This window comes from Nonlabens tegetincola (assembly GCF_002954355.1).
In the GTDB taxonomy this organism is placed as follows: domain Bacteria; phylum Bacteroidota; class Bacteroidia; order Flavobacteriales; family Flavobacteriaceae; genus Nonlabens; species Nonlabens tegetincola.
Genome location: NZ_MQVV01000012.1, coordinates 341268 through 365912, shown reverse-complemented (window position 1 = coordinate 365912; position 24645 = coordinate 341268). Strand labels below are relative to the sequence as shown.

Here is a 24645-nt window from a genome sequence, read left to right as displayed (position 1 = left end):
TTAAATAGATACAATATGGCAACTTTTAATGTCCCAACAAGAGATCAAGTTAACAATACAAATCAAGGAATTTTTGACAACCTTGAGAAACAATTAGGGTTTGTACCTAATCTATACGCGACCTATGCGCTTTCCAATAATGCATTGAGTAATTATTTGAATTTCTCAAGCGCCAAAACTTCTTTAAATAATAAAGAAAAAGAAATCGTAAACCTTGCGGTAAGCCAGGTAAATGAATGTCAATATTGCTTGAGCGCTCATACTGCGATAGGAAAAATGAATGGATTTACTGACGAGGAGATCCTGGAGTTCCGATCAGGAAAGTCTAGTAATAATGAGAGTTACAACGCTCTTGCAGCGCTGGCCAAAAATATTACTGAAAATAGAGGTCGCGCAGATAATGACAAAATAGAGGCTTTTTTTGACGCTGGATATTCGCAAGAAAATCTAGTAGATACTATCGTTTTAATAGGTGATAAAACCATTTCAAATTACCTACACAATACTACACAAGTGCCGGTAGATTTTCCAGAAGCACAAGCTTTGGAAGCCGCTACTGTATAAATTGTATTTTTTTCATAGTTAGTTGGTTGATTGAAAACAGGCAGGTTCATAAAGAACTGCCTGTTTTTGTTTTAAAGATTGTATTTTTAATAAACCAAAATTTCAACATGAAAAACCTAGCCTTATTTACACTTTTTATCTTGATGACGAGCTGCAATAGTACTAAAACTGCTCTTGAAAAAAGTAATTCAAAAACTGAAGATACAAGTGTAGAGAAAACTCAAATTCTTCAAAACTCTTATGCCTTTCTTATAACTGCCAAGGCAACTGATAAGGATTATGGATATTCACCTGACAAGCCTGCCATGGTAGGTGGCGTTAATTCTAACGAAGGTCCAACTAATGAACGACGCTTTCTAAATGCACTAGCTGGTCCTAATGGAGAAGAGCTTGAATATTACAGAGCTGGAAGCTGTTGCCCTATGAAATCAAAAAATGGTTTTAAAGGTGTCGCTTTATTAGATAAGTACCGCGTTTATTACAAAGGAAGTAAAGACACTCTAGATGTGTATATCAATATGTATGACAGTCGCCAGTTATATATCCCTAGTGGTTTAACAGCTAGAAAGTTCTAGTGATCCTTGCGATACTGCAAGGGTGATATTCCTACATGTTTTTTAAAAAACTTAGAGAAATGACTAGCCTCGTTGTATCCTAATTCAAAAGCTATTTCCTCAGCGCTATGTTGAGAATTTCTCAACAAGCGTTTTGCTTCTACAACAATGCGCTCGTTTATAATCTGTAAGGGCGATTTTAAATTGTTTTTTTTGAACAAATTGGATAAGGTTTTGGGTGATTTGTATAACATGGCTGCATAATCACTTACTTGATGGTTTTCCTTAAAATGTTGCTCTACTAAAATGTTATACTGTCTAAATAAATCAAGCTGTTTAATGGATAGTTCCTCAGACAAACCATTTTCTTTGAGTAATCGAGTGCTGGTAATCAACATTCTTTTAAGCAACGTTCTTAACATTTCACCTTGAATACGATCCTTAGTCTCAAACTCTTCTTGAAAAAGTAAAAGCATAGCCTCAAAACTACGAGATTGTTTATCTGACAATGAGATTACCGGCGCGGTAGACGAGCCATAGAATAACAGCCCATTACAACTTACTTCTTCATCATTATGTTGAATACAATAAAACTCGCGATTAAACACAAAGGCAATTAAACCTTGATTGTTCTTTGGAACCTCAACTATATTATTTGGCGTACAAAACAGTACTTGATTTTGTTTGAGCAATAAGTCATACCCATCAACCATCATTTCTTGCTCTCCTTTATTACACCATATAATTTTATACATACCATCTTCCTTTAGCAAGTTTAAGGAAGGACCACATTGAAAGTTGGTAATGGTAAATTTACCTTCGGCCTTGATGTTATGATAATCCAATTTCATAGGGTAAAAATAGGAAAAATCTACTTTAATTCTTTTTGATATGTTTTTTAACGGAACCTATTCCACCAGCATCAATAACTTTAAATCCCTTAGACTTAAGTTTTGCAGTAGCCATAGTACTACGACCACCCATTTTACAATATGCGATTATGGGTTTTTCCTTATCCAATTTATCCAATTGACTCTCTAAAGAAGACAATGGTATGTTTAATGATCCAGGGATATTATTACCATTAAATTCTGATGATGTGCGCACATCAAGAAGCAATGCATCCTGATTAAGGTATTCCTGTATTCTTTGTTTCTTTTTATTTTTAAATAGTCCGAACATATTTATTTACTAATTTTTAAAGTCCTAAATGTAGCTTTTATACCTTAGTCGTATGGAATACATAAACTATATAATTATAGGTTTTGGTCTTGGGATACTTATTGTTCAATTCTTTAAGCAAGAAGAAAAAGCCGCCAAAAAAGCTACAGTAAAAGCTAGAGCAGCACATAGAACTCGCTTAAAAAAACAACACGACTTAATAAAATCCCTTGCTGCTAAACATACAGAAGAACCTTCAGTTAAAAACGAAGCTATCCATATTATTACCGATTACTCCCTTAAAAGTATAGAATTTTCTCTCGATGACCTTACTAAGCTTATCACAAATCTACATGACCATTACAAGAAAACTTCCAGTAAAACGACTTTTAAAACCAGTTTTCCGACCTATTTAAACCAAAAGTTAGAACCTATACATTTCTGGAAATTACTAATACTAACAAACGAAGCACTGCACAACGCAGTTCAACACTCCGCAGCGACTTACATCACAAATATTGTTTCTATAGAAAACAAAGAACTTGTGATAATTACGCATGACACTGGCGTAGGCTTTACTAAAAAAGAACTCTTCTATTCCGATGGCTTAAAATTGCTCCATCAGTTAGTTGATGAATTGAACGGTATTACCACATTAACGAGCACACTTGGCAATGGAACTATTGTGCGTACTTCATTCCCACTTATAACTTTTTTAAGTAAGTAACTCATTAATCTCATCTGTCAACAACCATTGATCAGGAAATTCTTTTTCCACTTGATTCAAGATACCTGTAAGCTCATTGATTTGATCATTGTTTAGGACAGTGTTATTTGTTTTTACGCTTTCGCGAAAGCGTCGTACCTTTTCATACCATCCATGAACAACAAGTTGTTTTTCAGTGTAAACAGGTTTCACAGTTTTTGTATCACTCTCGTGGTACACCAGGTCAAAACTGTGATAATCGGCCGGACCAGCATAGGCACTAACTATTTCCTTTCCAACTGCTAAATGCAGCATACCATCTTGAGGTGTAAAAAGCACCTCATCCTTGTAAGTAACCGTGCAGTCCACGAATTGAATAAGCATAAGTTTACCATTCAAATTACGCATACCAGTTACATTTAGACCTTCTACGTGAATACCACTTTCATAGGTAAACTCTATACGTTCATTGTCATAAAAATTATAGGCTTGTAAGTCACGAGGCCCCATATCCTCAATGGCTAGCGAAATGCCTTTCAATTTTCCTAGCGGACTCAAAAAGCCTTTTTTATGCGTAGAAATTCCATGCCCGATAAGTTCCTTCTCCCTATATGCTAGTGCAGATTCACCTGTTGTCTCAAAAAATACAACCTCATTGTCCTCATTAGTAATCATACGAGTAAATACTCCTGATACTTGTAATCCGGTGCTCAATTCTATAGTTCCTAAACTCTTAGAATCTATTAATTTACGTAAGCCTCGATGACCACCTTTACGTACAGCCATAGTATTGGCAAACTCTTCAAGAACCTCGCTCAATCGGGCAAAATCTGGTGTAACATATAAATGCGGTTGTTTGCGAGTTATATCAAAGTCTTGATAAGCGGCATCAATAGAATAAGGTCTTTTTTCCACTTCTGGCTCCAGACAACTTTTACTCTCACCTATACTAGAAAGCAATCCTGCTCCATAAATCTTAGGATCGTCTAGAGTTCCTACTAATCCGTATTCTACTGTCCACCAGTGCAAGTTGCGAATGAGAGACATCTCGCTAGGTTCCACCTTTTTGTTTTGTAAACGTTCCACTTCTTCCTCGGCATTGGAGATTTGTTGATCCAGTTGTGCATCGGGAACAGCCGTGCGTGTTTCTTTAAGTATGGAAAGCTGCCTAACAGCCTCGTACATTTGATGATCGTGTGCACTTGAAATTGCTTTACTGCCTATTTCTCCAAATCGTCTTAAATATTCTGCATAGTCTGGGCTGGCAATTATAGGAGCATGTCCTGCAGCCTCGTGGATAATATCTGGAGCAGGCGTGTATTCAATATTCTCTAGCTTTCTTATATCGGCAGCAATTACCAATATTTTATAGGCTTGAAATTCCATGAAGGCAGCTGGTGGAATAAATCCATCAACCGCAACTGCTGCCCAGCCTATTTCCTTTAAAATACGATTCATTCCATACATAGAAGGAATCTCTTCAATAGAAATACCTGTTTTTTCCAATCCTTTTAAGTACGATCCATGAGCGACTTTACTTAAAAACTCAACATTACGTTGCATGACATGACGCCACACCGCTTGATCTTGCGCTGTGTACAATTCATAGTTTTGTGGTTTTATGAATTGTTTTAAATGAGGTGGTAAACGGTCAATTAAAGGATTAGATTCTATGTTTTGTAGCATGTCTGCATATTTACACGCAAATCTAAAGTCTAATTATCACATGGATGGTATAAACTTTTGTGAATAATTTGTTTTAGAGGTATACTTGCAATCCCATGACCCAGCGCAAATCTCAAATTCTAACTACTGCAGCTCGACTTTTTAAAGAACGTGGATATTCTGCCGTTACCATGCGAGATCTAGCTGCGGCGCTAGATATGAAGGCTGCAAGCTTGTATAATCATATATCTGGTAAACAAGAAATACTTACGATTTTAATTCTTGAGGTTGCTCACGAATTTACCAATGGAATGAAGCAAGTTGAAAGTGACGATAGCACTGCCTTTGTAAAGGCTCAAAATCTTATCGCTTTACATATAAAAATTGCTTTATCACTTACTGATTCACTAGCTGTTCTTAATAACGACTGGATGCATTTAGAAGGAGTTTCCTATGAAGAATATATACGATTGCGTAAGAATTATGAGGCTGATTTTAAACAAATCATACTAGAAGGAATCGATAAAGGTGAGTTCAAAAACATGAGTGTTGAAACTATCTTATTCAATCTTTTGAGCACACTAAGATCCATCTATTTATGGATTCCAAAGAAATCTCCCAGTGAGATTGAAACTCTTAAAGTAGAACTGCCAGATTTACTTTTACTTGGACTTAAAAAATAAGTCCTTTTAAACTTTCTACAATTTTAAGGGTCTCATGATCGTTAAACATTAAAACCATTTATTATGAGAAAATTATTGATTTTACCTTTCATGACAGTATTACTTTCAATAGGCACCTCATGTTCTAGTGATGAAGAAAACACAAACCAATCTGATACAGAACTAGCAAAGGAAAGCGCAGCTATTGAAGTAGCAGAATCGTTTGATTTTGACCTAGTTCTAGATGTCGAGGACCTTAATTTCTCAAGAGATTTTACAGAAGAGGATAGCATTTCTAAAAATGGTTGTGTGGTTGTTACCACTCAAACTACAAACGGTGGTTTTCCTAAAACGTATACACTAGATTTTGGGACTGGCTGCACATCTCCTAGAGGTATTACCCGAACCGGGATAATCGAAATTACTTTAACTGACATGTTACGTAATCCAGGAGCAGTAGCAACTGTAGAAAGACGCAATTACACTATAAATGGAAGAGGTTTATCTGGTCTAGTGACTTATACAAATACTTCAACATCAACCAGTATTCAATGGAATAGAAATGTTTCAAATGGAAGTTTTACTAGTCTAAACGGATCGGTATTTAACTTTAATAGCGACGTTGACACTCGACTTATTCAAGGAGCTGGAACATTAATAAGAACTGATGATGTAGTGGAATTATTTATGGGTAATAGAACGGTAAGTAGACCAAATGGTTCTAGTCTAACAATTACCATCTCACAACCTTTACTAAAACCTTATACCTGTGCAAATATCACTGAAGGTGTTCTTGATTTTAATGGCACAGTTCTACAAGGAAGCTTGGATTATGGCTCTGGTGCTTGTGACAATCAAGCAGTGTATACAACAGTAAATGGTAATACTATCAATATTACTTTATAAGATTTTTAAACAAAAAAGAAGAAAAGCCTTTTCATTTTACGAAAAGGCTTTTTTTATTGAATCCATTGATACAATTCCTTTGGTGATAAATACTCAAAAGAACGTTTGATAACATTGAATTGTTCATCAAATAGTACAATTACAGGCGCTACAAAAGGTTTGTCTTTTCGACTTCCTAATAATTCGGCGAGCTCATGAGTCGGGTTTCTAGTTTTTTTAAGGTTTTTATTGATAAATTGATCATTGCCTATTTGGATAGTATCAGCTGTTTCAGCGTTTAATTTAATGGTATAATAATCCTTTTTTAATTTCTCTATTACCTGCTGATCTTTAAATGCAGATTGCTCCATTTTTTTACAATACACACACCAATCCGTATAAAAATATAGGATTGTTTTTTTACGCTTTCGCGAAAGCGAGTCCTCAACATTCTCAATTGTGGTCCATTCTATTGAATTGCCTTGTGCGTTTATTGGTAATACCACAAAGGCCACTATAACAAAAACGAGTGTAGTATACAGTTTCATAATCAATGCATTTTACCAATTTTGATTCCTAAAAATACAGTTCTAGGAGCCATAGGTCCATAAACATAATCCGAATCTCTGGTAGCGCCCGTATCAAAATCGTCTTGAAAACTATCAAACATATTGCGCACACCACCAGAAATGGTAATCATAAAATCATCACTGTAATCAAAATGAGTTTCAACTTTGAGATTCATGTCAAAAAAAGGATTAGATCGATTTATTTGAAGAAATCCGCTGTCACTTATTACTCTAGGAACATTCATGCGACCTGTATAGGTACTGGTAAGATCGACATTAAACTTTTCTGACGGTAACCAGGTAGCATTTAAAAACCCATACCAATTAGGATTACGTACAAACTCATCTATAAAGATATCAGACTCTCCTAAAGTACCATCGCTTTCAAAGAGTAATTGTTCATCATCATACCTAGATTCTTGATAAGTAGCGCCTATTTGAAACCTCCAATCGGATGATGGCGAAACACCAATTTCAATATTACTACCAAAGACAGTTGCACCAGAACCATTGCGCACCTCTTCTAATATAGAACCATTATTCAAGGTAGCACCTGTGCTCACTTGAGTAAATGGATCCTGAATAGTTGTGTAAAATCCTTCTACTAGAAAATCTAATTGAAGTAAGTTTTTTGAGAGAGAGTAATTAAAAGAACTGGTAAACGCATTAGAGTATTCTGTTTTTAAATCTTCAGATAAGATAACAAAGAGCTGTTCTCCTCCTACACTAGATATATGTAAATCTTCATTAAAAGCTTGTGGAGCTCTAAAACCTCGAGCATAACCTGCTCGTAATTTAATTTGTTTTGTCAGGTCATAACTCATAGTTAATCTGGGAGAAATAGCTGTTTGATCAATTGACACCTCTCGCAAAACTGTCCCTACTGAATATTTCCCATCCACGTTTACATGGTCTAATCTTGCTCCTAATAAAGCAGTAACTTTTTCGGTAGGTTTCCACTCGTATTGTGAATAAAACCCAATAGTATTTACCTGTTGATCAATAGAACGATTATAACCAGGAATTTCATCTTCTGTATTGGTTGTTACGTATTCCAATCCTGAAGTAATTACATCTCTTGTGAACGATTTAGTATGTTGAACTCCTGTTACCCAAGCCAAGTCCTTAGTAGTACCAAATGCATTATTGGCAATTAAACTATCCTGCCTAGTTCTTGATCCTCCTAAACCACCGTAATAGCTGTCTCGATTTGTATAAGATGTACTTGTATAAGCTTGTAGCTTGTGAGAGTAATCGGTGCTTTCCCATTCATAATCGGCACCACCTATGAATGTATCGTGTTGAAGCTCTTCCGTGATATCGGTAAATTGAGGTGCAAGATCCAGTCGGTCACCACCACGTCTATATTCCTTTATTGCATTTAAATTCAATGAGATTCTACTACGCTCATGAGGTTTTAAGAAAGCTTTTGCCCCAACCGTAGTGTTATCAATTTCTACTATTTCAGTAAAGCCATCATCATTAGCATCATAGGCATCACGATTGCGGTATGAGCCGTAAAAGGTAACTCCTGTCTGTAAATCATCAGCTACAATAGATGAATTGAAATTTAAATTTCTATCTAATGCGTCTCCTTTTATGCTTGATATGGTACTACCTATTTCCCAAGTATTTAAAACAGGATCTTTAGTGATTACGTTTACCGTACCTGCAATAGCATTTGACCCATATAGAGCACTACCACCACTGCGCACCACTTCAATACGCTCAATGGTATTAACGGGTATTTGCGCTAGACCATAAACGCCCAATAGCGAAGTGAATACTGGTCTACTATTCAAAAGAACCTGAGTATAGGCTCCTTGTAATCCATTTAATCTTACTTGAGTAAATCCACAATTTTGACAATTATTTTCTACTCTTACTCCAGGAGCGTAACCTAATCCATCGGCCAGTGTCGTAGATTGGGTTGCATTGAGCAATCTTGTACGTATAGAAGATATTACCACCGGTGCTTTTTTACGTTCTACTCGATTACGAGTAGCACTAACTACAACTTGGTCTAATCCTAAAGCATCTTTTACCAATGTGAATTCAAACGAGTTTTCTTCTTGAGATACATCAATGGTTTGGGTTGAATTGCGGTATCCGGATGCTGAAATATAAAGAGTATACTCACCTTTCTCATCTAAGGTTATAGAAAATTCACCATCAATATTAGTGAATGCTCGTGTGTGTGTTTCTTTAACTACAACAGTAGCCAGAACTACAGGATCTTTATCACTTAAAACTTTACCTTTTATTGTTAAAGAAGGTGATTGAGCGAGTGAAATAATAGGCATTACAAAAGCCATTACTATACACAATTCTAATTTACGAAGCATCAAAATTTATTTTTAGACAAAACTAAATAATTAATTAGCTGCAAAAAAATAATATTAAATAATTTAAAAAACCTCTAACTTTTTTTATGAGTTAGAGGTTTTAAATACAGTAAGTATTTATGTTATACTATGTGTTTTTTAATGTGAGCTGTGACCAAATAATCAGACCAAATAACCGCTTGTTCAATTTTATCAAATGCTTGAAAAGGAACTTTTGAAAATTTTTTTCAATCTTAATATTTTGAATAGTAATAGGTGAGTATGCAACCACACCAATACCCAAAAGATTGGGAATCTCGGGAAAATGGTGATAGACGAGTGGATTTACGCTATACGAGTTAATCCTATTACTCAAATAAACCATCGGATTTGATCCGTAGGTTTTTTCTATAAACATCTTCAAATAACGAAGATGACCTTCGCCAACTACAATCCCTTCCGCTATTTGGGTGATTAAAAAATTTTTAAAAACAAATACTTCTGCATAACCGAAATCTTTATACGTAATTCTATCCATAGCAGAAATTTTGACCAAAGTTAAATTTTATAACCATGCAAAATTCCAAACATTATGATAATAGTAGTTAATTTTCTGTTTATCAGTAATTTCGGTATTTAAAACAAATTAACAAGAATATTCACCATTAATGAGGAAGCCTAGCTCGTAAAAGGCCATAAACGTAAGTGCCTATTAATGCACCACTAATTACGATTAAAATAGAAGGAAAACCAGCACCTATCAAAACATACATAGGTCCAGGGCATGCACCTGCAAGCGCCCAACCTAATCCAAAAAAAATTCCGCCAACTAAATACCTAGGAAAGCTAGGTTGTTTTTGATTTAATTGCATATCTCTTCCACCTAAGGCTTTGATATTTTTACGCTTAATTAATTGTATTCCTACTACTCCTAGAATAAGAGCACTTCCAATAATTCCGTACATATGAAAACTATCGAAACGAAACATTTCATAAATCCTAAACCAAGAAGCGGCCTCAGACTTATACATAACTAAACCAAAAAATACTCCTATGGCTAAATAAGCTGTATACTTTTTCATATTAGAATATTAGAGGGAAGAAAACGTGAATCATTATTAATCCACCTATAAAAAAACCTATAACAGCTATGAGAGATGGTAACTGTAAGTTGCTCAATCCAGATATAGCATGTCCCGATGTACAGCCACCTGCGTATCGCGCTCCAAATCCAACAAGAAAACCACCAACTAGCAATATTGCGATTGTTGTGAAGTCGTTTAAGCTTTCAATTGCAAACAACTCTTCTGGCAAATAACTTTCACCAGCACTTAGAAAATGATACTCACTTTTAAGCTCTTCTACAGTATTTTTTGAGATAGAAACACTGTTATCACCATTATTTGTCATAAAGGTGGATCCTAGGAATCCTCCAATTATCGCACCTAGCACAATCATTAAGTTCCATCGCTCTTCTTTCCAATCAAAATCAAAAAAATCTGATGTCTTACCAGCTCCGAAAGCAGCACATTTCGTTCTTAAATTTGCCGAGATTCCAAATTGCTTACCTAAAAACAATAATAAAAACATTACAAGCGCAATCAATGGCCCTGCAACATACCACGGCCACGGTTCATAAATCCAATGCATCAATAATAAATTTTTATGCAAATATCACGCTTTCGCGAAAGCGTAACAGTAACAAAAGTTACAGTATTACATAAATCTCTATTTTTTATCTAGATTCTTTTGGTGTTTTGTTTCACGTCTTGCTCTTTCAGCCTTTAAAGCCTCCTTGATTTTTGGATCAAAGTGAACACCATCAGCATGCATATCGGCTGGAGTTCTGTTAACCATAGGAACTCTATTTTTTTCTTTATCTGCCATAATTTCAATTTTCAATAAAGATACTTATTTTGTTTAATCTTTATTTTAATTTATTAAACATTTAATAGTTAATAGTTTCGTTTTAAAAAGGCATTAGCACGAGTTTAGGAATGATTTTAGAATTGTCCAGCTACAAGATTCTATTTTTATTTTATGAAAAAACCTATTCCACAACAACAAGCTCCAGAACTATCATTTCCTTTACTAGGAGATAAAGTATGGGATCTTAAAAAAGCAGATAGTGAAAATTTTACACTTGTAATATTTTATAGAGGACTGCATTGTCCATTATGTAAAAAATACTTGGAACAACTCAATGAACTCTTATCTGATTTTAAGGATAAAGGTGTTCAGGCAGTGGCTGTAAGTATGGATGATGAAAAAAGAGCTAGACTTTCTAAACAAAAATGGGACATCGACAAAGTATCTCTAGGATATAATTTATCGGAAGAGTCGGCTAGAAATTGGGGACTTTATTTGAGCAAAGGAATTAAAGAAGGTGAACCTGATCTTTTTAGTGAACCTGGATTCTTCCTTGTTGATAGTCATAACGATATCTACTATGCTGCGATTAATAGTAATCCATGGGGTAGACCTCATTTACCATCTATGTTAAAAGCTATAGACTTTATACTAGATAAAGAGTATCCTGCACGAGGCGAAATGATGTAAATTTGTGAAATGCAATATACAGAATCTACCTACTTCTTTGACTATGAAAATCTTGTAATACAGGACATTATCAAAGAATTTAGTCATCTGGAATCTAAACAGGAATTAATAGAAAAATTATATATTAAAGTAAGAGATGGATGGCGCTATCTTCCCTTTAATATAGGTTTGACTGCTGGGCATTTTAAAGCTAGCAATATTGCTCAAAAAAAAGATGGTCATTGCATTGACAAAGCCATTTTATATATAGCATGTCTACGTGCCTTTAATATACCTGCAAGATTGCATCTTGCTAAAGTTTCTAATCACATAGCTACTGAACGTCTAGAAAAGGTAATTGGAACTAATGAGCTAGCTCCTCATGGTCTGGTAGATGTGTATTTTAATAATCAATGGGTAAAATGCTCACCAGCCTTCAACAAGGAGTTGTGCGACATTTATCAAGTAAACGTTCTAGAATTTGATGGTACCCAAGATTCTGTTTTACAGGAATACAATAATGAAAATGCAAAATTCATGTCGTACCGTGAAGATTACGGCCACTTTGAAGACGTTCCTCTAGAATTTATTAAAAACACTTTTAAATCTAATTATCCTGATTTTTATGAAAAATATAAAGATCAAGATCATATAGTCATCTAAATTAAGTCATTGTTTTAAAGCGACCTTAGAACATAATATATGTTCTAAGGTCGTTTGCATTATCAATACTATTAATTAACTAAGATTTATCTCATCATAAACTAAGAAGAATAATTAGTTTGAACTTTTAAGATATGTTACTTAATACCTTTGTTATAGAGTAAACAAAAATGAAGTTCATATTAAAAATATTAAAAAAGGTGCTTTTAGGTCTAGGTATTGTTATCGGAGTGATTTTCCTCATAAGTGTAATATTCTTATACACTAGTCCACAATTTGGAGGCAAGGCTAGTGATGAAAAAAAACAGTCTTACACAAAATCCGACAACTATACTGACGGTAAGTTTAAGAATGCAGGAAACATCTCAACAGAAATGAGCTTTAAAGACATGATGAAGGCTACTGCTGGTATGTTTAAAAAAATCCCCAATGCCAGACCTAACCACTCACTACAAGTTCAAAAAATTGACTCTGTATCCATTGAAAATTATAAGGGTGAAGCAAGGATCATATGGTTCGGTCATTCTACTTTTTTAGTTCAGATCAATGAAAAAAACATTCTGATAGACCCTATGTTGAGTGATGTTCCTGCACCTCATCCATGGTTAGGTTCAAAACGTTTTAATGAGAAACCTCCGATTACTATAGAACAACTTCCAAAAATAGATGTGGTCCTATTATCCCATGATCATTATGACCATTTGGATTATGAATCCATTATAAAATTAAAAGACAAGGTAGAAGTCTTTTATACTCCTCTAGGATTAGGAAATCATTTATTAGCTTGGGGAATTGATAATGAAAAAATCACTGAATTAGATTGGTGGGAAAACACGCAATTTTATGGTTTAACCTTTACTAGCACACCTGCTCAACATTTCTCTGGTCGAGGTTTGAGCGACCGAGATCAAACATTATGGTGCTCGTGGATCATTAAATCTTCAACTGAACAGCTATTTTTTAGCGGTGATAGTGGTTATGGTGCTCATTTTAAAGAAATAGGTGAAAAATACGGCCCGTTTGATTTTGCGATGATTGAATGTGGTCAATACAATGAATTGTGGTCAGAAATACACATGTTTCCTGAGGAAACTGCCCAAGCGGCAATTGATCTCAAAACAAAATCTATGATGCCTATTCACTGGGGTGCATTCAAACTAGCGCAGCATTCTTGGACTGATCCAATTGAGCGTGTGGAGAAGAAAGCTACCGAACTTAGTGTTCCTATGGTAATCCCACAAATAGGAGAACCTGTGTTTATCTCAAAACCGGTAGCTGCTAGTAATGATTGGTGGAAATAATAATAATTTGAAAACCGTAAGGACACTTAAAACGATAAAAGCAAATTTTCAATTTAGTGATGAACCAATCTTTTAATTCTTACAATTAGAAGATTCTAGTACTATATAAAAAGAAAAAACGCAGGTTTTGAACCTGCGTTTCTCTATTTATAATCATTGCTTTTAAGCATTACTTAGTGAGTAAATCCACTACACTACGAGCTACTAATCCTGCTGATGCTGGATTTTGTCCTGTAACAACACGTTGATCTACACTTACTTTTTCTTGCCACATATCGGCTTTATCAATTTTGGCTCCTTTTTCCTTTAATTCATCCTCTAGTAAAAATGGAACAACCTCAGTAAGTTCAACATTTGCTTCTTCTTCGTTTGTAAATACGCTTAATGTTTTACCATCTACTAAATAGCTACCATCTGATAATTTGATATTGATCAATCCCGAAGGACCGTGACATACAGCACTTACAATTCCATCATTCTCATAAATCTCACTAGCTATATTTGCTAACTCCTGATTATTAGGGAAATCCCACATCGTTCCATGACCACCAGCGTAGTAAATTACTTGGTATTGACTCGCTTCAACTTGAGATGGCTTTAAGGTTGATTTCAATTTTGCTTGAAAATCCTCATCTTCCCAATATTTCTTATTAATCTCATCATCAAGATCAAAACCATCAACTGGTGGCAAACCACCTTCTGGACTTACAAATGTGATGTCATAACCTGCTTCTTTAAACACTTCATAAGCATGAGTAACTTCACTTAAATAATATCCTGTAGTTTTCCCTGTGTCTCCTAGCTCTTTATGACTAGACAAAATCATTAAAATTTTTGGTGTATCCATTGTTTTTTCTTTTTTATTGATAACTGTTAAAAGTGAAAAAATCACTAAAGCACTTACCGCTGTTATAGTTTTCATATTGTAACTTTTATTTAAACTTTAATGGGTTAAAGAGGTACAAAGTTCCAATAGTTTACCCAAGTTTGCGAGGACTGAACTCACCATTTTAAAGTGCTTTTCCTCACAGTTAATTTGTGACCTATGTCACATGTTAATTTTTATTATTGGATAAAGCTAGTTATACCAAAAGATTAATGATGTTAAGAAAATCTTGTAATGATTGCGCTTTCGCGAAAGCGTACTTAATAAAACCCTAATCAAACTAAAAGGAATATTAAGATTAATCGTTTTGTTCGAGGGATTTCCTGATATGTTCACCATCCCAGTGCTTGTCGTAGGTTACTATACCACGTTTAAAATCACGTTCTAGAAGTTTTTCTTGCTGTTCCAGTTCTTGCCTAGCCTTAAAAATGTAGTTTTCATCTCGCTTAGGTTCCTTGGCTAATCGTTTCAAACTTTCAACGTCGTAGGTAATAAAATTTTGCACTTGTCGATTTAAGGTATATTTCCTAAAACCTAATTTGTGTAAGGCATCACTGGCAAGAGAAAGGGAAGTATCCAAGGTTTCTCGGTATATATTTTCAATACCTAGATTAAGTAATTCATAGGCCTCATAACGATTTTTGGCTCTTACGAGCAGTTCAACATGAGGATATTTTTCTTTAACTAATAATGCAACTTCCTTATTCACCGCAGGATTATCAATTGCGCAGATTAACATTTTTGCTTGAGCTATCCCAGCAGATTCAAGAAGATCTTGCCTAGTAGCGTCGCCATAATATACCTCAAAACCCATTTTCCTCAAAAAATCAACACGGTTAGAATCTATGTCTAGTATGGTAGCCTCAACTCCATGAGATCTCATAAATCGCCCAACGGTACTTCCAAAATGTCCAAAGCCTACCAAAATTACCTTTTGAGATTTAGCGATATGATCCATAGGTCGTTTAATGGATTCTTTGGTACCAACTTTAGGTAAAATCACTCGTTCATTAATTAAACTGAGTATAGGTGTGAGCGACATAGAAAGTGCTGTAATCACTAGCATAACATCCATTTGCTCTGGTGCAAGAATTTCTAATTGAAAAGCAAATGAAAGTAAAACGAATGCAAATTCACCTACCTGTGCAAGGCTCAAAGTTAAGAGTAGTTTTTGATCAAGTTTAAGTTTAAAAACTCGGCCCGTGATGTATAAAACAGCGGCTTTTAAAGTTATAATAAGTACTAGTAAACCACCTATTGTAAAAGGACTTTCTGCTATTACAATAAAGTTTATGGAAGCACCTACTGCCATAAAAAACAAACCCAATAGTAAATTTTTAAAAGGCTCTAGTGTACTTTCTAACTCATGTTTAAATTCACTTGTTGAGAGCACTACTCCACCTAAAAATGCTCCTAATGCAGGACTTAAACCTACAAACTCCATTAAATACGAAATAGAAAATACGATTAAGAAAGCTGCTGCGATAAGTAATTCACGCACTCCGGTTTTTGAAACCTTTCGAAGTATTGGTACGATTAAATATCTTCCTACTAGCACAATTACCACTACAGAGGCAAGAATAGCTAATGTTTGCAACCCTATAGGTAAATTTTCAATTAAAGTTGCTTCATGCCCATTTGAGCTTACATTTGATGGATCTTGAGAAGACAATAAGGGCAAGGCTCCTAACATCACTATCACGATGATATCCTGAAAAAGCAATATTGAAAAGGAACTTATCCCAAAGGTGGTTTCCATTAAGCCTTTTTCCTTAATGGTTTGCAAGGCTATTGCAGTGGAAGACAAAGACACTGCCATGGCTATTACGAGTGCTACTTGCCATTCATATCCTAATATTGTAAAAAGTAAGTAAGTCAATACTAGCGTCGCTGTAACTTGTATTCCTCCCATACCTAGTATAGACTTACGCATGTTCCAGAAGCTCTTGGGTTCAATCTCTAGACCTATAAGAAACAGCATTACCACAACTCCAAACTCTGCAAAATGAAGAATATCATCTCCTTCTTCACCTATTAAACCTAAGACATAAGGTCCGATAATGACTCCTGCGATTAAATAACCTATAACAGAACTTAATCCTAGTCTTTTAGCGATAGAAACACAAATTAAGGCTCCTGCTAGAAATACAATTGCTTCAAAAAGTAATGTTCCTGTCATGAATTTGGGTTTTTAATCAATTCAAGATCGTTTAAAAAGAAGCAATTAGATAATCCAGTAGCATCAAAATCACCTTTGAGTAAATCAATGAGATTTTCATATTGATTTGCATAATCTAGTAATTGCTCTTCGGATAATTTATGAGTTCCCATTACCGCAAATGGTGGTAAATAATGCATTCCGCACAAATTTGCAGTTTGTTCAAAGGGTCTTAAAAACTCATTGATAGTATAACTGTTATACCCTTGTGAACAATATACCTCTCGAGAGCCGCCAGTGGTTATAACATTAAATACAGTTTTACCTTGTAACATGTTACCTTCAGGACCGTAAGCCCAATTAAACTCTAACACCATGTCCATCCATTGTTTTAAAATTGCTGGACTACTGTACCAGTACAATGGATGGTGCCAGATTATGATATCGTGTTCTTCTAATAATTTCTGTTCCTTTCTTACATTGATATGAAAATCTGGATAGGTTTCATACAGGTCGTGCAATGTAATATGACTTTTAGAGAATAATCGATCGATTAAAGTAGCATTGGCTCTTGAATCTTCAAATCTAGGATGAGCAAATAAGACTAATGTTTTTTTCATTTTTAAATTTAATCAAACCACAGATGTAAATGGCGATGTGTAACTTATACCTTCAATCTGCTTAATGATTCTCTACTTACACCTAGGTATGAAGCAAGAAGTTTTTTTGGAACTCGTTGAATCAAATGCGGCATTTCGTCAATTAATCGTTCATAACGCTGTTCAACCGTTTGGGTAAGATGAGAAAGTACTCTTTGTTGCAAATGAACAAAACCGTAATTTAATTTTACCCTGAAAAAGTTAGCCATAGCAGGTACTTCCTTACATATCAATTCTCGACTCTCAAAACTTAGACTTAAAAACTGTGTGTCCTCTAAACAATCTAAAAATAGAGTTGCAGGCATTTGATATTGATAAGCATGATAATCACTTATCCAGTAGTTTTCTGAAGCAAACTGTAGGATGTGTTCCTTACCGCTTTCATCTAGGGAATAAGTCCTTAAAAGACCCTTTAAAATCCAAAATTCATGATCTACAACTTGACCTGTTTGTATCACGAATTGATGTTTTTTCAAACTTCTATACTCAAAATGAGATGCTACAAACTGCCATTCACTATCAGTTAAACTTACTATTTCTTCAATATGTTTTCGCAAAGGTGATAGATCGTGAGTCATACTACGAAAATAATTAAAAGGAGCACTCCAAGTAACCTTTTAATTTGTTAATGATTTAAGTACTCTTAGTAATAATAAGTTATTTAAATATATCTGGTCTATGATTCCACATTGCAATGTATTGTCCTGTGCTCATTTTTCTTGCGATAAATTTTGCTTGTGTAGCAATTTCTCCTTGAAAAAGTTCGTCTACCGACTCAATCCACAGTTGTAGCCAAATACCAAAATGTATGGGCTCGATTTTATAAGATTCCGCTTTATCAACTTTAATGTGATGGGATACTGGATTACCCTTGTAGCCTGCCTTTTTGAATAAATTCGATTCCCAAAAATCAGTCAACTTACTAATATGCAATTGCCATTCATGATCTTTTATGTGTTTTGAAAAAATAGGTGCAAGGACCTCATTTTTTCTCACCTTGGAATAGAACAAATGAACGAGATTTGCCACGTCCTGCCTGTTCTCTATAGCATTAAGACCACTCATGAATCAATACATCGAGTTACTGAACAGGAACACCTCGAGTTGTAAATGACAATCCTTGAGACCCATAAGTAGATATCATCACAGCCTCAAACAGCGGTGGATTATCTGTATTTTTCATTGCCCATTCAAATAGGAAATTAGCACCAGATCCTCCTTCATAATCCTTTTCACGTATGATAATTTCTAGAGTTTCCATAGGATTAACCACTATAGGATTATTAACATACGATCTTACTATTTCACCTGTGGTGTTATAATAATCTGCTTGCGTAATATAAAGAGGTTCTGTAGGTGATATATTTCTTATACTCGCTGTTGCAGTAAGGTCAAAGGCACGTTCATCATGCACGTGATAGATGTGCGAGTATACTGGCAGGTATGTTTTTGCTTTCGCGAAAGCGGAAAAATCCTCAACATCTGCTTTCTTCGTTTCCCAACTAGGCTGCTTGCTTGGATACTTGGCTGTTTCTTTTTCAAAACAACCTAACATCATAAAAACACCGATAAGTAAGATGATCTTTTTCATAACAGTAAAGTTAAGTGTCCCATGGTTAAGAAGCATCATAATACTTCTTTTTCAACCAAAAAGAAACTCTTACTAATAAAATTAATGCTGGAACTTCTACCAGTGGACCAATTACTCCTGCAAATGCTTGTCCAGAGTTAAGTCCAAATACCGCTATAGCGACTGCGATTGCCAGTTCAAAATTATTTCCTGCTGCGGTAAATGCCACCGATGCCGTTTTATCATATTCTGCACCCATCGCACGGGTAAAGAAAAATCCAATGATGAACATTAAGGTAAAGTAAATCATTAAAGGGACTGCTATTATAATCACATCCATAGGGATTTCAACAATAAGCTCACCTTTTAATGAGAACATGATTATTATAGTAAACAACAGCGCTATCAAGGTTAATGGAGATATAGTTGGAATAAATGTTTGAGTATACCATTGTTCTCCTTTTACTCGAATTAAAATAAATCGACTTAGAATACCCATTAAAAAAGGTATTCCTAGATAAATAGCAACGCTTTCTGCAATAGTACTTATGGAAATATCAACTATCGCTCCTTCAAATCCAAAGTATGGTGGAAAAATGGTGATAAACAACCAAGCATAAAAACTATAACCGAAAACCTGAAAGATGCTATTGAGAGCAACTAAACCAGCACCGTATTCACTACTTCCTTCAGCAAGATCGTTCCATACAAGAACCATGGCTATACAGCGAGCTAGTCCTATCAAAATGAGTCCAACCATGTACTCTGGATAATCTTGCAGAAATAGAATTGCTAGTATGAACATAAGAACCGGACCTATCACCCAATTAAGAATCAATGAGGTGGATAGTATTTTTACGTTCTTAAAAACTTTGGGAAGTAATGAGTAATTCACCTTGGCTAGCGGTGGATACATCATCAATATCAAGCCAATAGCAATAGGAATATTGGTACTTCCACTACTAAATGAATTTACAATATCCGGAAAAGAAGGTATAAAATAACCTAACCCTACTCCTACTGCCATGGCAATAAAAATCCAAAGTGTTAAATTCCTATCAAGAAAATTTAATTTTTTTGAAGACATCTCTCTACTATTTTATACAACACTTTTTTAGAGTGCTCACTCTTTGTAATTACAAAGACTATTTTTGGGCTTGTTGAAATACATAAAGCATTTCTGTTGCGATTTGATGGCTGCGTTCTAAATAAACATCTTGCTGTTGTGGTGTGCCATCTGATATTTTAGGATCTAGAAAGGTGATTGGAATTCTTTTAATCGCTCCTGCTATGAAAGGACAGGTTTCATTTGCAGAATCACAAGTCATCACCGCGGCAAATTCTCCTTGTGGATTAAAATTATTATTCAGCACCTTGGAAAATCCTATGATAGGATGTTCATTTTCACCATATTTTATGGAGTAAACTGGATTATCGGTTTCAGATAATTTTTCTATTTGAAATCCTTGTGATTCTAGGGTTTGAGCAACTACAGGAAAGAGTGCAGTAGCCTCAGTACCGGCAGAATAGGTTGTGACTTTATTGAAACCTAAGTACGATGCAGCAGCTTGAGCCCAAATTTGAGATAGGTGACTACGTCTAGAGTTATGAGTACAAATAAAGTTAATTCTACCTTCCTTATCTGCTTGTACTCGGTCTTTGATAAAATCAATTAAAGGTTGTAGTGTTTCTTTGCGTTGCTCATCTATAGAGTTTACTTGAATATTTTTCAAGTAATCAGAAATTTCTGTAAATACCATGACTAGTTTTTAATGTTTAACAACAACCGCTTCCTGGCGCACAGGTAGTGGTAGCAGTAAGTTGAGAGAGAGACTTCTTTTCTTTTTTGACTGGAATGCTACAATTATCCTTGGCAAGACAATCCGTCTGTTTAGAGGTAAGTAAAAAATGACTGCCGTTAAACTCCAAACCAAATTTCCCTATAGTATCTCCTTGATATTCTACCTCGATTTCTAGATCTTCTATTCCTAATATTTTTTCAGAAAGTGTAATTATATCTAGGAGTTTTTCTGGATGTAACCTGTGATCATAATCATTTGCACTCCAAAGCTGGAAGTTAACAACCTCTTCATTACGCACGGTACCGCCGCAGTCAATAAAGTTTTTGGTCACTTTACCTACTTCAGTCACATGAAAATGATTGGGTACAAGATCACCATTAGGTAATTCAAAGGCTATAACATCTAGTTCTTCAAGATGTTTTTTGATAGTGGATAGTTTCATAATTATAATATTGCGATATTACGATAAATAGACATAAATTTTTTAACAACAAGATGAGTTTTCTACTACATCTTGATTAAGGAATTGGAACATGATATTCTTCATGGATTGCCAGTTCTCAACATTTATACAATAGCAAACACTTGTACCTTCAACCGTACCTTGAATCAAACCCAATTGCTTAAGTTCCTTTAGATGTTGTGAAATGGTAGGCTGTGCTAGACCTATTTCATTCACTAAATCTCCACAAACACAAGTATTAGTTTTATACAAGTGTTGTAGGATAGCTACACGAGCTGGATGGGAGAACGCTTTCGCGAAAGCGGAAATCGCATTTTGCTCATCGGTAAATATTTCAGTTTTAGCTAAACCCATATCCTTATTGTTACATTGCAATATTACGATAATAGAACTTAAACCACCAAACCTTAAGAGATAATTTTCATTGCCTTAAGAAACTTTTAAACCTTACCAACTAATAATCAAAGGCATAAGTTAAAATTTAATGGTGCATTTTAAGACCATTTGTCGTCTTAAACACGACAAAATTTTAACATCTTATAGGTTTAACATCCTGTTATAGCTGTATCTAACGAGTGCCTTAAATGTTAAAGATCATGTTACAAAAGCGATTTTGTGAGTTTTAAGATTAGGAGTTCTTTGTGAGCAGTAAGCTACTAATGCCTGTAATTTTAAAAGAAAACGAAAGAAAAAGTAAAGATTATGGCAATATTAGAAGGCGTTGACAAACAATATATAAACGGTCAATGGACAGAAGGAAGCAGCGAAACAATTATAGAGGACAAGAATCCTTTTAATCAAGAAAAACTACTATCCATTAAAGGAGCTTCTCAAGAAGATGTAGATAAAGCTTATAAAACGGCAGAGAAAGCGGCAGAGTCATGGGGAAAAGAGTTGCCCCAAAAACGTGCAGAAATAGTAAACAACTTTCATGATGCTATTGTTGACAATAAGGAAGAACTTATAGAGTGGTTAATTAAAGAGGCAGGTAGTTCAAGAGTTAAAGCAGAAGCAGAAATCCAGATAAGCTTAGGTATCATTAAGGAAGCTGCTTCATTTCCTAGCCGTATGCATGGATACATCACTAATTCTAGAGTACCTCACAAGGAAAACAGAGTTTACCGCAGACCATTGGGCGTGATGGGAATTATTAGTCCTTGGAACTTTCCACTCAATTTATCTATACGTTCAGTGGTGACTGCAATAGCTTTAGGAAATACAGTAGTATTGAAACCAGCATCACAAACTCCCATTACAGGAGCTCTTGCTATAGCCAAATTATTTGAAATTGCCGGTTTACCTAAAGGTGTTTGTAATGCCGTTGTAGGTAAAGGGTCAGATATTGGCGATTACTTTGTAGAACACGAGATTCCAAAACTTATTTCCTTTACAGGTTCTACTCCAGTAGGTAGAAACATAGGAAAACTAGCCGGACAAAAATTAAAACGCATGGCGCTTGAATTAGGTGGTAACAATGTATTTGTTGCTATGGAGGACGCTGATGTAGATCAAGCAGTAAAAGCAGCTTTATATGGTAAATTCATGCACCAAGGACAAATTTGTATGTCCATCAACAGAATTGTTGTGCATGAAAGTATAGCCGATGAGTTTGTCGAGAAATTTGTCGAAGGAACTAAAAAATTAAAAGTTGGTAATCCTCAAGATAAGGAAGTTACCATAGGACCTTTGATTGATTCCAAACAAGTGGAACGTATAAATGAAGATCTTCAAAAGAGTATTGATGCAGGTGCCAAGGTTGTTCTAGAAGGTAAAAGCGATGGTGCTCTCATGCATCCAACTGTCCTAGACCACGTAACCGATGATATGCCTATTGCTGCCAATGAAATTTTTGGTCCAGTAGCTCCTATCATTAGATTTAAGTCTAACGATGAAGCACTAACTATTGCAAATAGTCAAGACTTTGGTTTAAGTGGAGCTGTACATACTAAGGATGTCGAAAAAGGACTTCAATTTGCGAGTAAAGTAATTACTGGTATGATTCATATTAATGATCAAACTGTAAATGATGAATCTAATGTCCCTTTTGGAGGTGAAAAAGGATCCGGGATTGGAAGGTTTAATGGAGATTTTATCATTGAAGAGTTCACCAGAGTTCAATGGATATCAGTACAGCACGAGCCTAGGGATTATACACCTTTTGCATAACTGATCAAAACATACATTTAAAATTTTAAATCAAAAACAAAAAACAAAATGGATTTACAAGGAAAAACAGCAATAATTACCGGAGCTTCTAGTGGTATAGGTGAAGCAACCGCAAAAAAACTAGCAGAACAAGGAGTTAATGTCGTACTATGTGCACGACGTACTGAAAAACTAGAGGAATTAAAAGATGAAATCACTCAATCAGGAGGAAATGCACTGGTAGTAACTGCCGATGTTACTAATAAGGAAGATTGGAATACTGTGATTGAGAATACTCAAGAGCATTTTAATTCGATAGATATTTTGTTCAATAATGCAGGACTAATGCCTCTATCCTATGTAGAAAAATTAAAGACTGATGAATGGGAAAAAATGGTCGACGTGAATCTTAAGGGAGTTCTTAACGGAGTCGCAGCAACTTTACCTATAATGCAGGAACAGAAAAGCGGACACATTATTAATGTTTCATCCAGTGCAGGTCGTAAATACTTCCCAGGTGGTGCGGTTTATTGTGCTACCAAAGCGGCTGTTACCATGTTTTCAGAAGGATTACGACAAGAAATTGCTCCAGAATATGGTATTAATGTAACTCTTATAGAACCAGGTTTTGTAAGTACCGAATTACAAGATACTATTACTGATGAGGACATTAAGGACCAATTAGGCAATATGAGTAATATGACACCATTACAAGCTAATGATATTGCCCAGGCAGTTGCTTATGCCGCTGCTACACCAGATCACGTTAATGTGAACGATGTTTATATTTACCCTACTCAACAAAAACAGTAATGAAGTAGAATCTTAATAAACTCGTTATGAACCTTAACGGTTTGTAACGAGTTTTTTTTATCTTATTTTTTTTGACAAGGAATTTTAAAATTTCGCTTTCGCGAAAGCGAAATACTTCAAGCTTACTTAACTCTTAGCACTCTAATTTCAGGAGATAACAAGATAAGATTATGAATTAGCTTTTTTGGGCAACAGCATAGTCACCCCAATCTGCAATTGATTGAACAAGAGGTATTAAAGTTTTACCAAATTCCGTTAAAGTATATTCTACTTTTAAAGGTGGTTTTGTGGTAAATACCTTACGACTTACAATTCCATCCTCTTCAAGTGCTTTAAGCTGAAGGCTTAATGTACGCTCAGTAACTTGTGGCATCATCTTACGCAACTCACTATACCTCAACGTATTATTCATTAAATGATAAAGAATGACCGTCTTCCACTTTCCTCCTATTACACCCATTGTTAAACTAGCACAACAAGGATATTCCTTTCCATTGAATGTTAATTTTTTAGGCTGCTCATTTGTCATTTTGTTACTATCTAAATTGACCGTTATT

30 protein-coding genes are annotated in these 24645 nt (G+C 35.1%); 10 read left to right on the top strand and 20 right to left on the bottom strand.

Features of this window, described 5'->3' with window-relative positions; all coding sequences use genetic code 11:
- Nucleotides 1-15: 15 nt before the first annotated feature.
- Nucleotides 16-564 carry a carboxymuconolactone decarboxylase family protein gene (locus BST93_RS05545; RefSeq protein ID WP_085774190.1) on the top strand — a complete coding sequence of 183 codons (549 nt, stop codon included), beginning with the start codon at nucleotides 16-18 and terminating at the stop codon, nucleotides 562-564.
- Between the two features lie 107 nt (nucleotides 565-671).
- Nucleotides 672-1139: a 2-dehydro-3-deoxyphosphooctonate aldolase gene (locus BST93_RS05540; protein ID WP_105018386.1), complete on the top strand. Its 468-nt coding sequence runs from the start codon at nucleotides 672-674 to the stop codon at nucleotides 1137-1139.
- Here BST93_RS05540 and BST93_RS05535 read toward each other — a convergent pair.
- Nucleotides 1136-1969 (bottom strand): helix-turn-helix domain-containing protein, encoded by an 834-nt coding sequence (locus BST93_RS05535; RefSeq protein ID WP_105018385.1) that lies wholly within the window; start codon nucleotides 1967-1969, stop codon nucleotides 1136-1138. The genes BST93_RS05540 and BST93_RS05535 overlap by 4 nt on opposite strands.
- A gap of 25 nt (nucleotides 1970-1994) precedes the next feature.
- Entirely contained in the window at nucleotides 1995-2300 is a 306-nt protein-coding gene (locus BST93_RS05530) for a rhodanese-like domain-containing protein (protein ID WP_105018384.1), read from the bottom strand.
- A 52-nt stretch (nucleotides 2301-2352) separates the two neighbouring features.
- Here BST93_RS05530 and BST93_RS05525 point away from each other — a divergent pair, with 52 nt between their 5' ends.
- Entirely contained in the window at nucleotides 2353-3006 is a 654-nt protein-coding gene (locus BST93_RS05525) for a sensor histidine kinase (RefSeq protein WP_105018383.1), read from the top strand.
- Here BST93_RS05525 and BST93_RS05520 read toward each other — a convergent pair.
- Entirely contained in the window at nucleotides 2995-4671 is a 1677-nt protein-coding gene (locus tag BST93_RS05520) for an aromatic amino acid hydroxylase (protein ID WP_105018382.1), read from the bottom strand. The genes BST93_RS05525 and BST93_RS05520 overlap by 12 nt on opposite strands.
- Nucleotides 4672-4766: 95 nt before the next feature.
- Here BST93_RS05520 and BST93_RS05515 point away from each other — a divergent pair, with 95 nt between their 5' ends.
- Nucleotides 4767-5333 (top strand): TetR/AcrR family transcriptional regulator, encoded by a 567-nt coding sequence (locus BST93_RS05515; RefSeq protein WP_042279839.1) that lies wholly within the window; start codon nucleotides 4767-4769, stop codon nucleotides 5331-5333.
- Between the two features lie 63 nt (nucleotides 5334-5396).
- A complete protein-coding gene (locus BST93_RS05510; protein WP_146104980.1) occupies nucleotides 5397-6218 on the top strand; it encodes a hypothetical protein in 822 nt (273 codons plus the stop codon).
- Nucleotides 6219-6271: 53 nt separating this feature from the next.
- Here BST93_RS05510 and BST93_RS05505 read toward each other — a convergent pair whose 3' ends face one another.
- The 6 genes from BST93_RS05505 to BST93_RS14160 form a co-directional block, all read right to left on the bottom strand.
- Nucleotides 6272-6745, bottom strand: coding sequence for a thioredoxin family protein (locus BST93_RS05505; RefSeq protein WP_105018380.1), 474 nt, complete (start codon nucleotides 6743-6745; stop codon nucleotides 6272-6274).
- Nucleotides 6746-6747: 2 nt separating this feature from the next.
- Nucleotides 6748-9111, bottom strand: a complete 2364-nt coding sequence (locus BST93_RS05500; RefSeq protein WP_258150484.1) for a TonB-dependent receptor — start codon at nucleotides 9109-9111, stop codon at nucleotides 6748-6750.
- Nucleotides 9112-9238: 127 nt separating this feature from the next.
- Nucleotides 9239-9628, bottom strand: a complete 390-nt coding sequence (locus BST93_RS05495) for a hypothetical protein (protein WP_146104979.1) — start codon at nucleotides 9626-9628, stop codon at nucleotides 9239-9241.
- A gap of 127 nt (nucleotides 9629-9755) precedes the next feature.
- A complete protein-coding gene (locus tag BST93_RS05490) occupies nucleotides 9756-10172 on the bottom strand; it encodes a DUF6691 family protein (RefSeq protein WP_105018378.1) in 417 nt (138 codons plus the stop codon).
- Nucleotide 10173: 1 nt separating this feature from the next.
- Nucleotides 10174-10740 carry a YeeE/YedE family protein gene (locus tag BST93_RS05485; RefSeq protein WP_105018377.1) on the bottom strand — a complete coding sequence of 189 codons (567 nt, stop codon included), beginning with the start codon at nucleotides 10738-10740 and terminating at the stop codon, nucleotides 10174-10176.
- A gap of 78 nt (nucleotides 10741-10818) precedes the next feature.
- Nucleotides 10819-10977, bottom strand: coding sequence for a hypothetical protein (locus BST93_RS14160; RefSeq protein WP_181072550.1), 159 nt, complete (start codon nucleotides 10975-10977; stop codon nucleotides 10819-10821).
- A gap of 153 nt (nucleotides 10978-11130) precedes the next feature.
- On the opposite strand from BST93_RS14160, the gene BST93_RS05480 reads away from it, so the two are divergent.
- The 3 genes from BST93_RS05480 (at nucleotide 11131) to BST93_RS05470 (ending at nucleotide 13592) form a co-directional block, all read left to right on the top strand.
- Nucleotides 11131-11649, top strand: a complete 519-nt coding sequence (locus tag BST93_RS05480; RefSeq protein ID WP_105018376.1) for a redoxin domain-containing protein — start codon at nucleotides 11131-11133, stop codon at nucleotides 11647-11649.
- A gap of 9 nt (nucleotides 11650-11658) precedes the next feature.
- Nucleotides 11659-12291: a transglutaminase-like domain-containing protein gene (locus BST93_RS05475; protein WP_105018375.1), complete on the top strand. Its 633-nt coding sequence runs from the start codon at nucleotides 11659-11661 to the stop codon at nucleotides 12289-12291.
- Nucleotides 12292-12461: 170 nt separating this feature from the next.
- Complete coding sequence (locus BST93_RS05470) at nucleotides 12462-13592, top strand: MBL fold metallo-hydrolase (protein WP_105018374.1); 1131 nt, start codon at nucleotides 12462-12464, stop codon at nucleotides 13590-13592.
- Between the two features lie 169 nt (nucleotides 13593-13761).
- Here BST93_RS05470 and BST93_RS05465 read toward each other — a convergent pair whose 3' ends face one another.
- The 10 genes from BST93_RS05465 to BST93_RS05420 form a co-directional block, all read right to left on the bottom strand.
- Nucleotides 13762-14514 (bottom strand): type 1 glutamine amidotransferase domain-containing protein, encoded by a 753-nt coding sequence (locus BST93_RS05465; protein WP_105018373.1) that lies wholly within the window; start codon nucleotides 14512-14514, stop codon nucleotides 13762-13764.
- A 262-nt stretch (nucleotides 14515-14776) separates the two neighbouring features.
- Nucleotides 14777-16657, bottom strand: coding sequence for a monovalent cation:proton antiporter-2 (CPA2) family protein (locus BST93_RS05460; RefSeq protein WP_042279858.1), 1881 nt, complete (start codon nucleotides 16655-16657; stop codon nucleotides 14777-14779).
- A complete protein-coding gene (gene kefF, locus BST93_RS05455) occupies nucleotides 16654-17256 on the bottom strand; it encodes a glutathione-regulated potassium-efflux system oxidoreductase KefF (protein WP_042279860.1) in 603 nt (200 codons plus the stop codon). The genes BST93_RS05460 and kefF overlap by 4 nt, the downstream gene beginning before the upstream one ends.
- Nucleotides 17257-17300: 44 nt before the next feature.
- Complete coding sequence (locus BST93_RS05450; RefSeq protein ID WP_105018372.1) at nucleotides 17301-17873, bottom strand: Crp/Fnr family transcriptional regulator; 573 nt, start codon at nucleotides 17871-17873, stop codon at nucleotides 17301-17303.
- Between the two features lie 79 nt (nucleotides 17874-17952).
- Nucleotides 17953-18360 (bottom strand): group III truncated hemoglobin, encoded by a 408-nt coding sequence (locus BST93_RS05445; RefSeq protein WP_105018371.1) that lies wholly within the window; start codon nucleotides 18358-18360, stop codon nucleotides 17953-17955.
- A gap of 16 nt (nucleotides 18361-18376) precedes the next feature.
- Entirely contained in the window at nucleotides 18377-18886 is a 510-nt protein-coding gene (locus tag BST93_RS05440; protein WP_181072548.1) for a DUF3124 domain-containing protein, read from the bottom strand.
- Between the two features lie 25 nt (nucleotides 18887-18911).
- Nucleotides 18912-19952, bottom strand: coding sequence for an ACR3 family arsenite efflux transporter (arsB, locus tag BST93_RS05435; RefSeq protein ID WP_105018369.1), 1041 nt, complete (start codon nucleotides 19950-19952; stop codon nucleotides 18912-18914).
- A 58-nt stretch (nucleotides 19953-20010) separates the two neighbouring features.
- Nucleotides 20011-20625 carry an arsenate reductase/protein-tyrosine-phosphatase family protein gene (locus BST93_RS05430; RefSeq protein ID WP_105018368.1) on the bottom strand — a complete coding sequence of 205 codons (615 nt, stop codon included), beginning with the start codon at nucleotides 20623-20625 and terminating at the stop codon, nucleotides 20011-20013.
- A 16-nt stretch (nucleotides 20626-20641) separates the two neighbouring features.
- Nucleotides 20642-21109 carry a DUF6428 family protein gene (locus tag BST93_RS05425; protein WP_105018367.1) on the bottom strand — a complete coding sequence of 156 codons (468 nt, stop codon included), beginning with the start codon at nucleotides 21107-21109 and terminating at the stop codon, nucleotides 20642-20644.
- 42 nt (nucleotides 21110-21151) lie between these two features.
- Entirely contained in the window at nucleotides 21152-21484 is a 333-nt protein-coding gene (locus BST93_RS05420; protein WP_105018366.1) for an ArsR/SmtB family transcription factor, read from the bottom strand.
- Nucleotides 21485-21832: 348 nt separating this feature from the next.
- Here BST93_RS05420 and BST93_RS05415 point away from each other — a divergent pair, with 348 nt between their 5' ends.
- A complete protein-coding gene (locus BST93_RS05415; RefSeq protein WP_105018365.1) occupies nucleotides 21833-23296 on the top strand; it encodes an aldehyde dehydrogenase family protein in 1464 nt (487 codons plus the stop codon).
- Nucleotides 23297-23344: 48 nt separating this feature from the next.
- The gene (locus BST93_RS05410) at nucleotides 23345-24088 is read left to right on the top strand and encodes an SDR family oxidoreductase (protein ID WP_105018364.1); all 744 of its coding nucleotides are present in this window, start codon (nucleotides 23345-23347) and stop codon (nucleotides 24086-24088) included.
- A 175-nt stretch (nucleotides 24089-24263) separates the two neighbouring features.
- On the opposite strand, the gene BST93_RS05405 is transcribed toward BST93_RS05410, so the two are convergent.
- On the bottom strand, nucleotides 24264-24617 hold the full coding sequence (locus tag BST93_RS05405; RefSeq protein WP_085774168.1) for a winged helix-turn-helix transcriptional regulator: 354 nt from the start codon (nucleotides 24615-24617) through the stop codon (nucleotides 24264-24266).
- Between the last annotated feature and the right edge of the window lie 28 nt (nucleotides 24618-24645).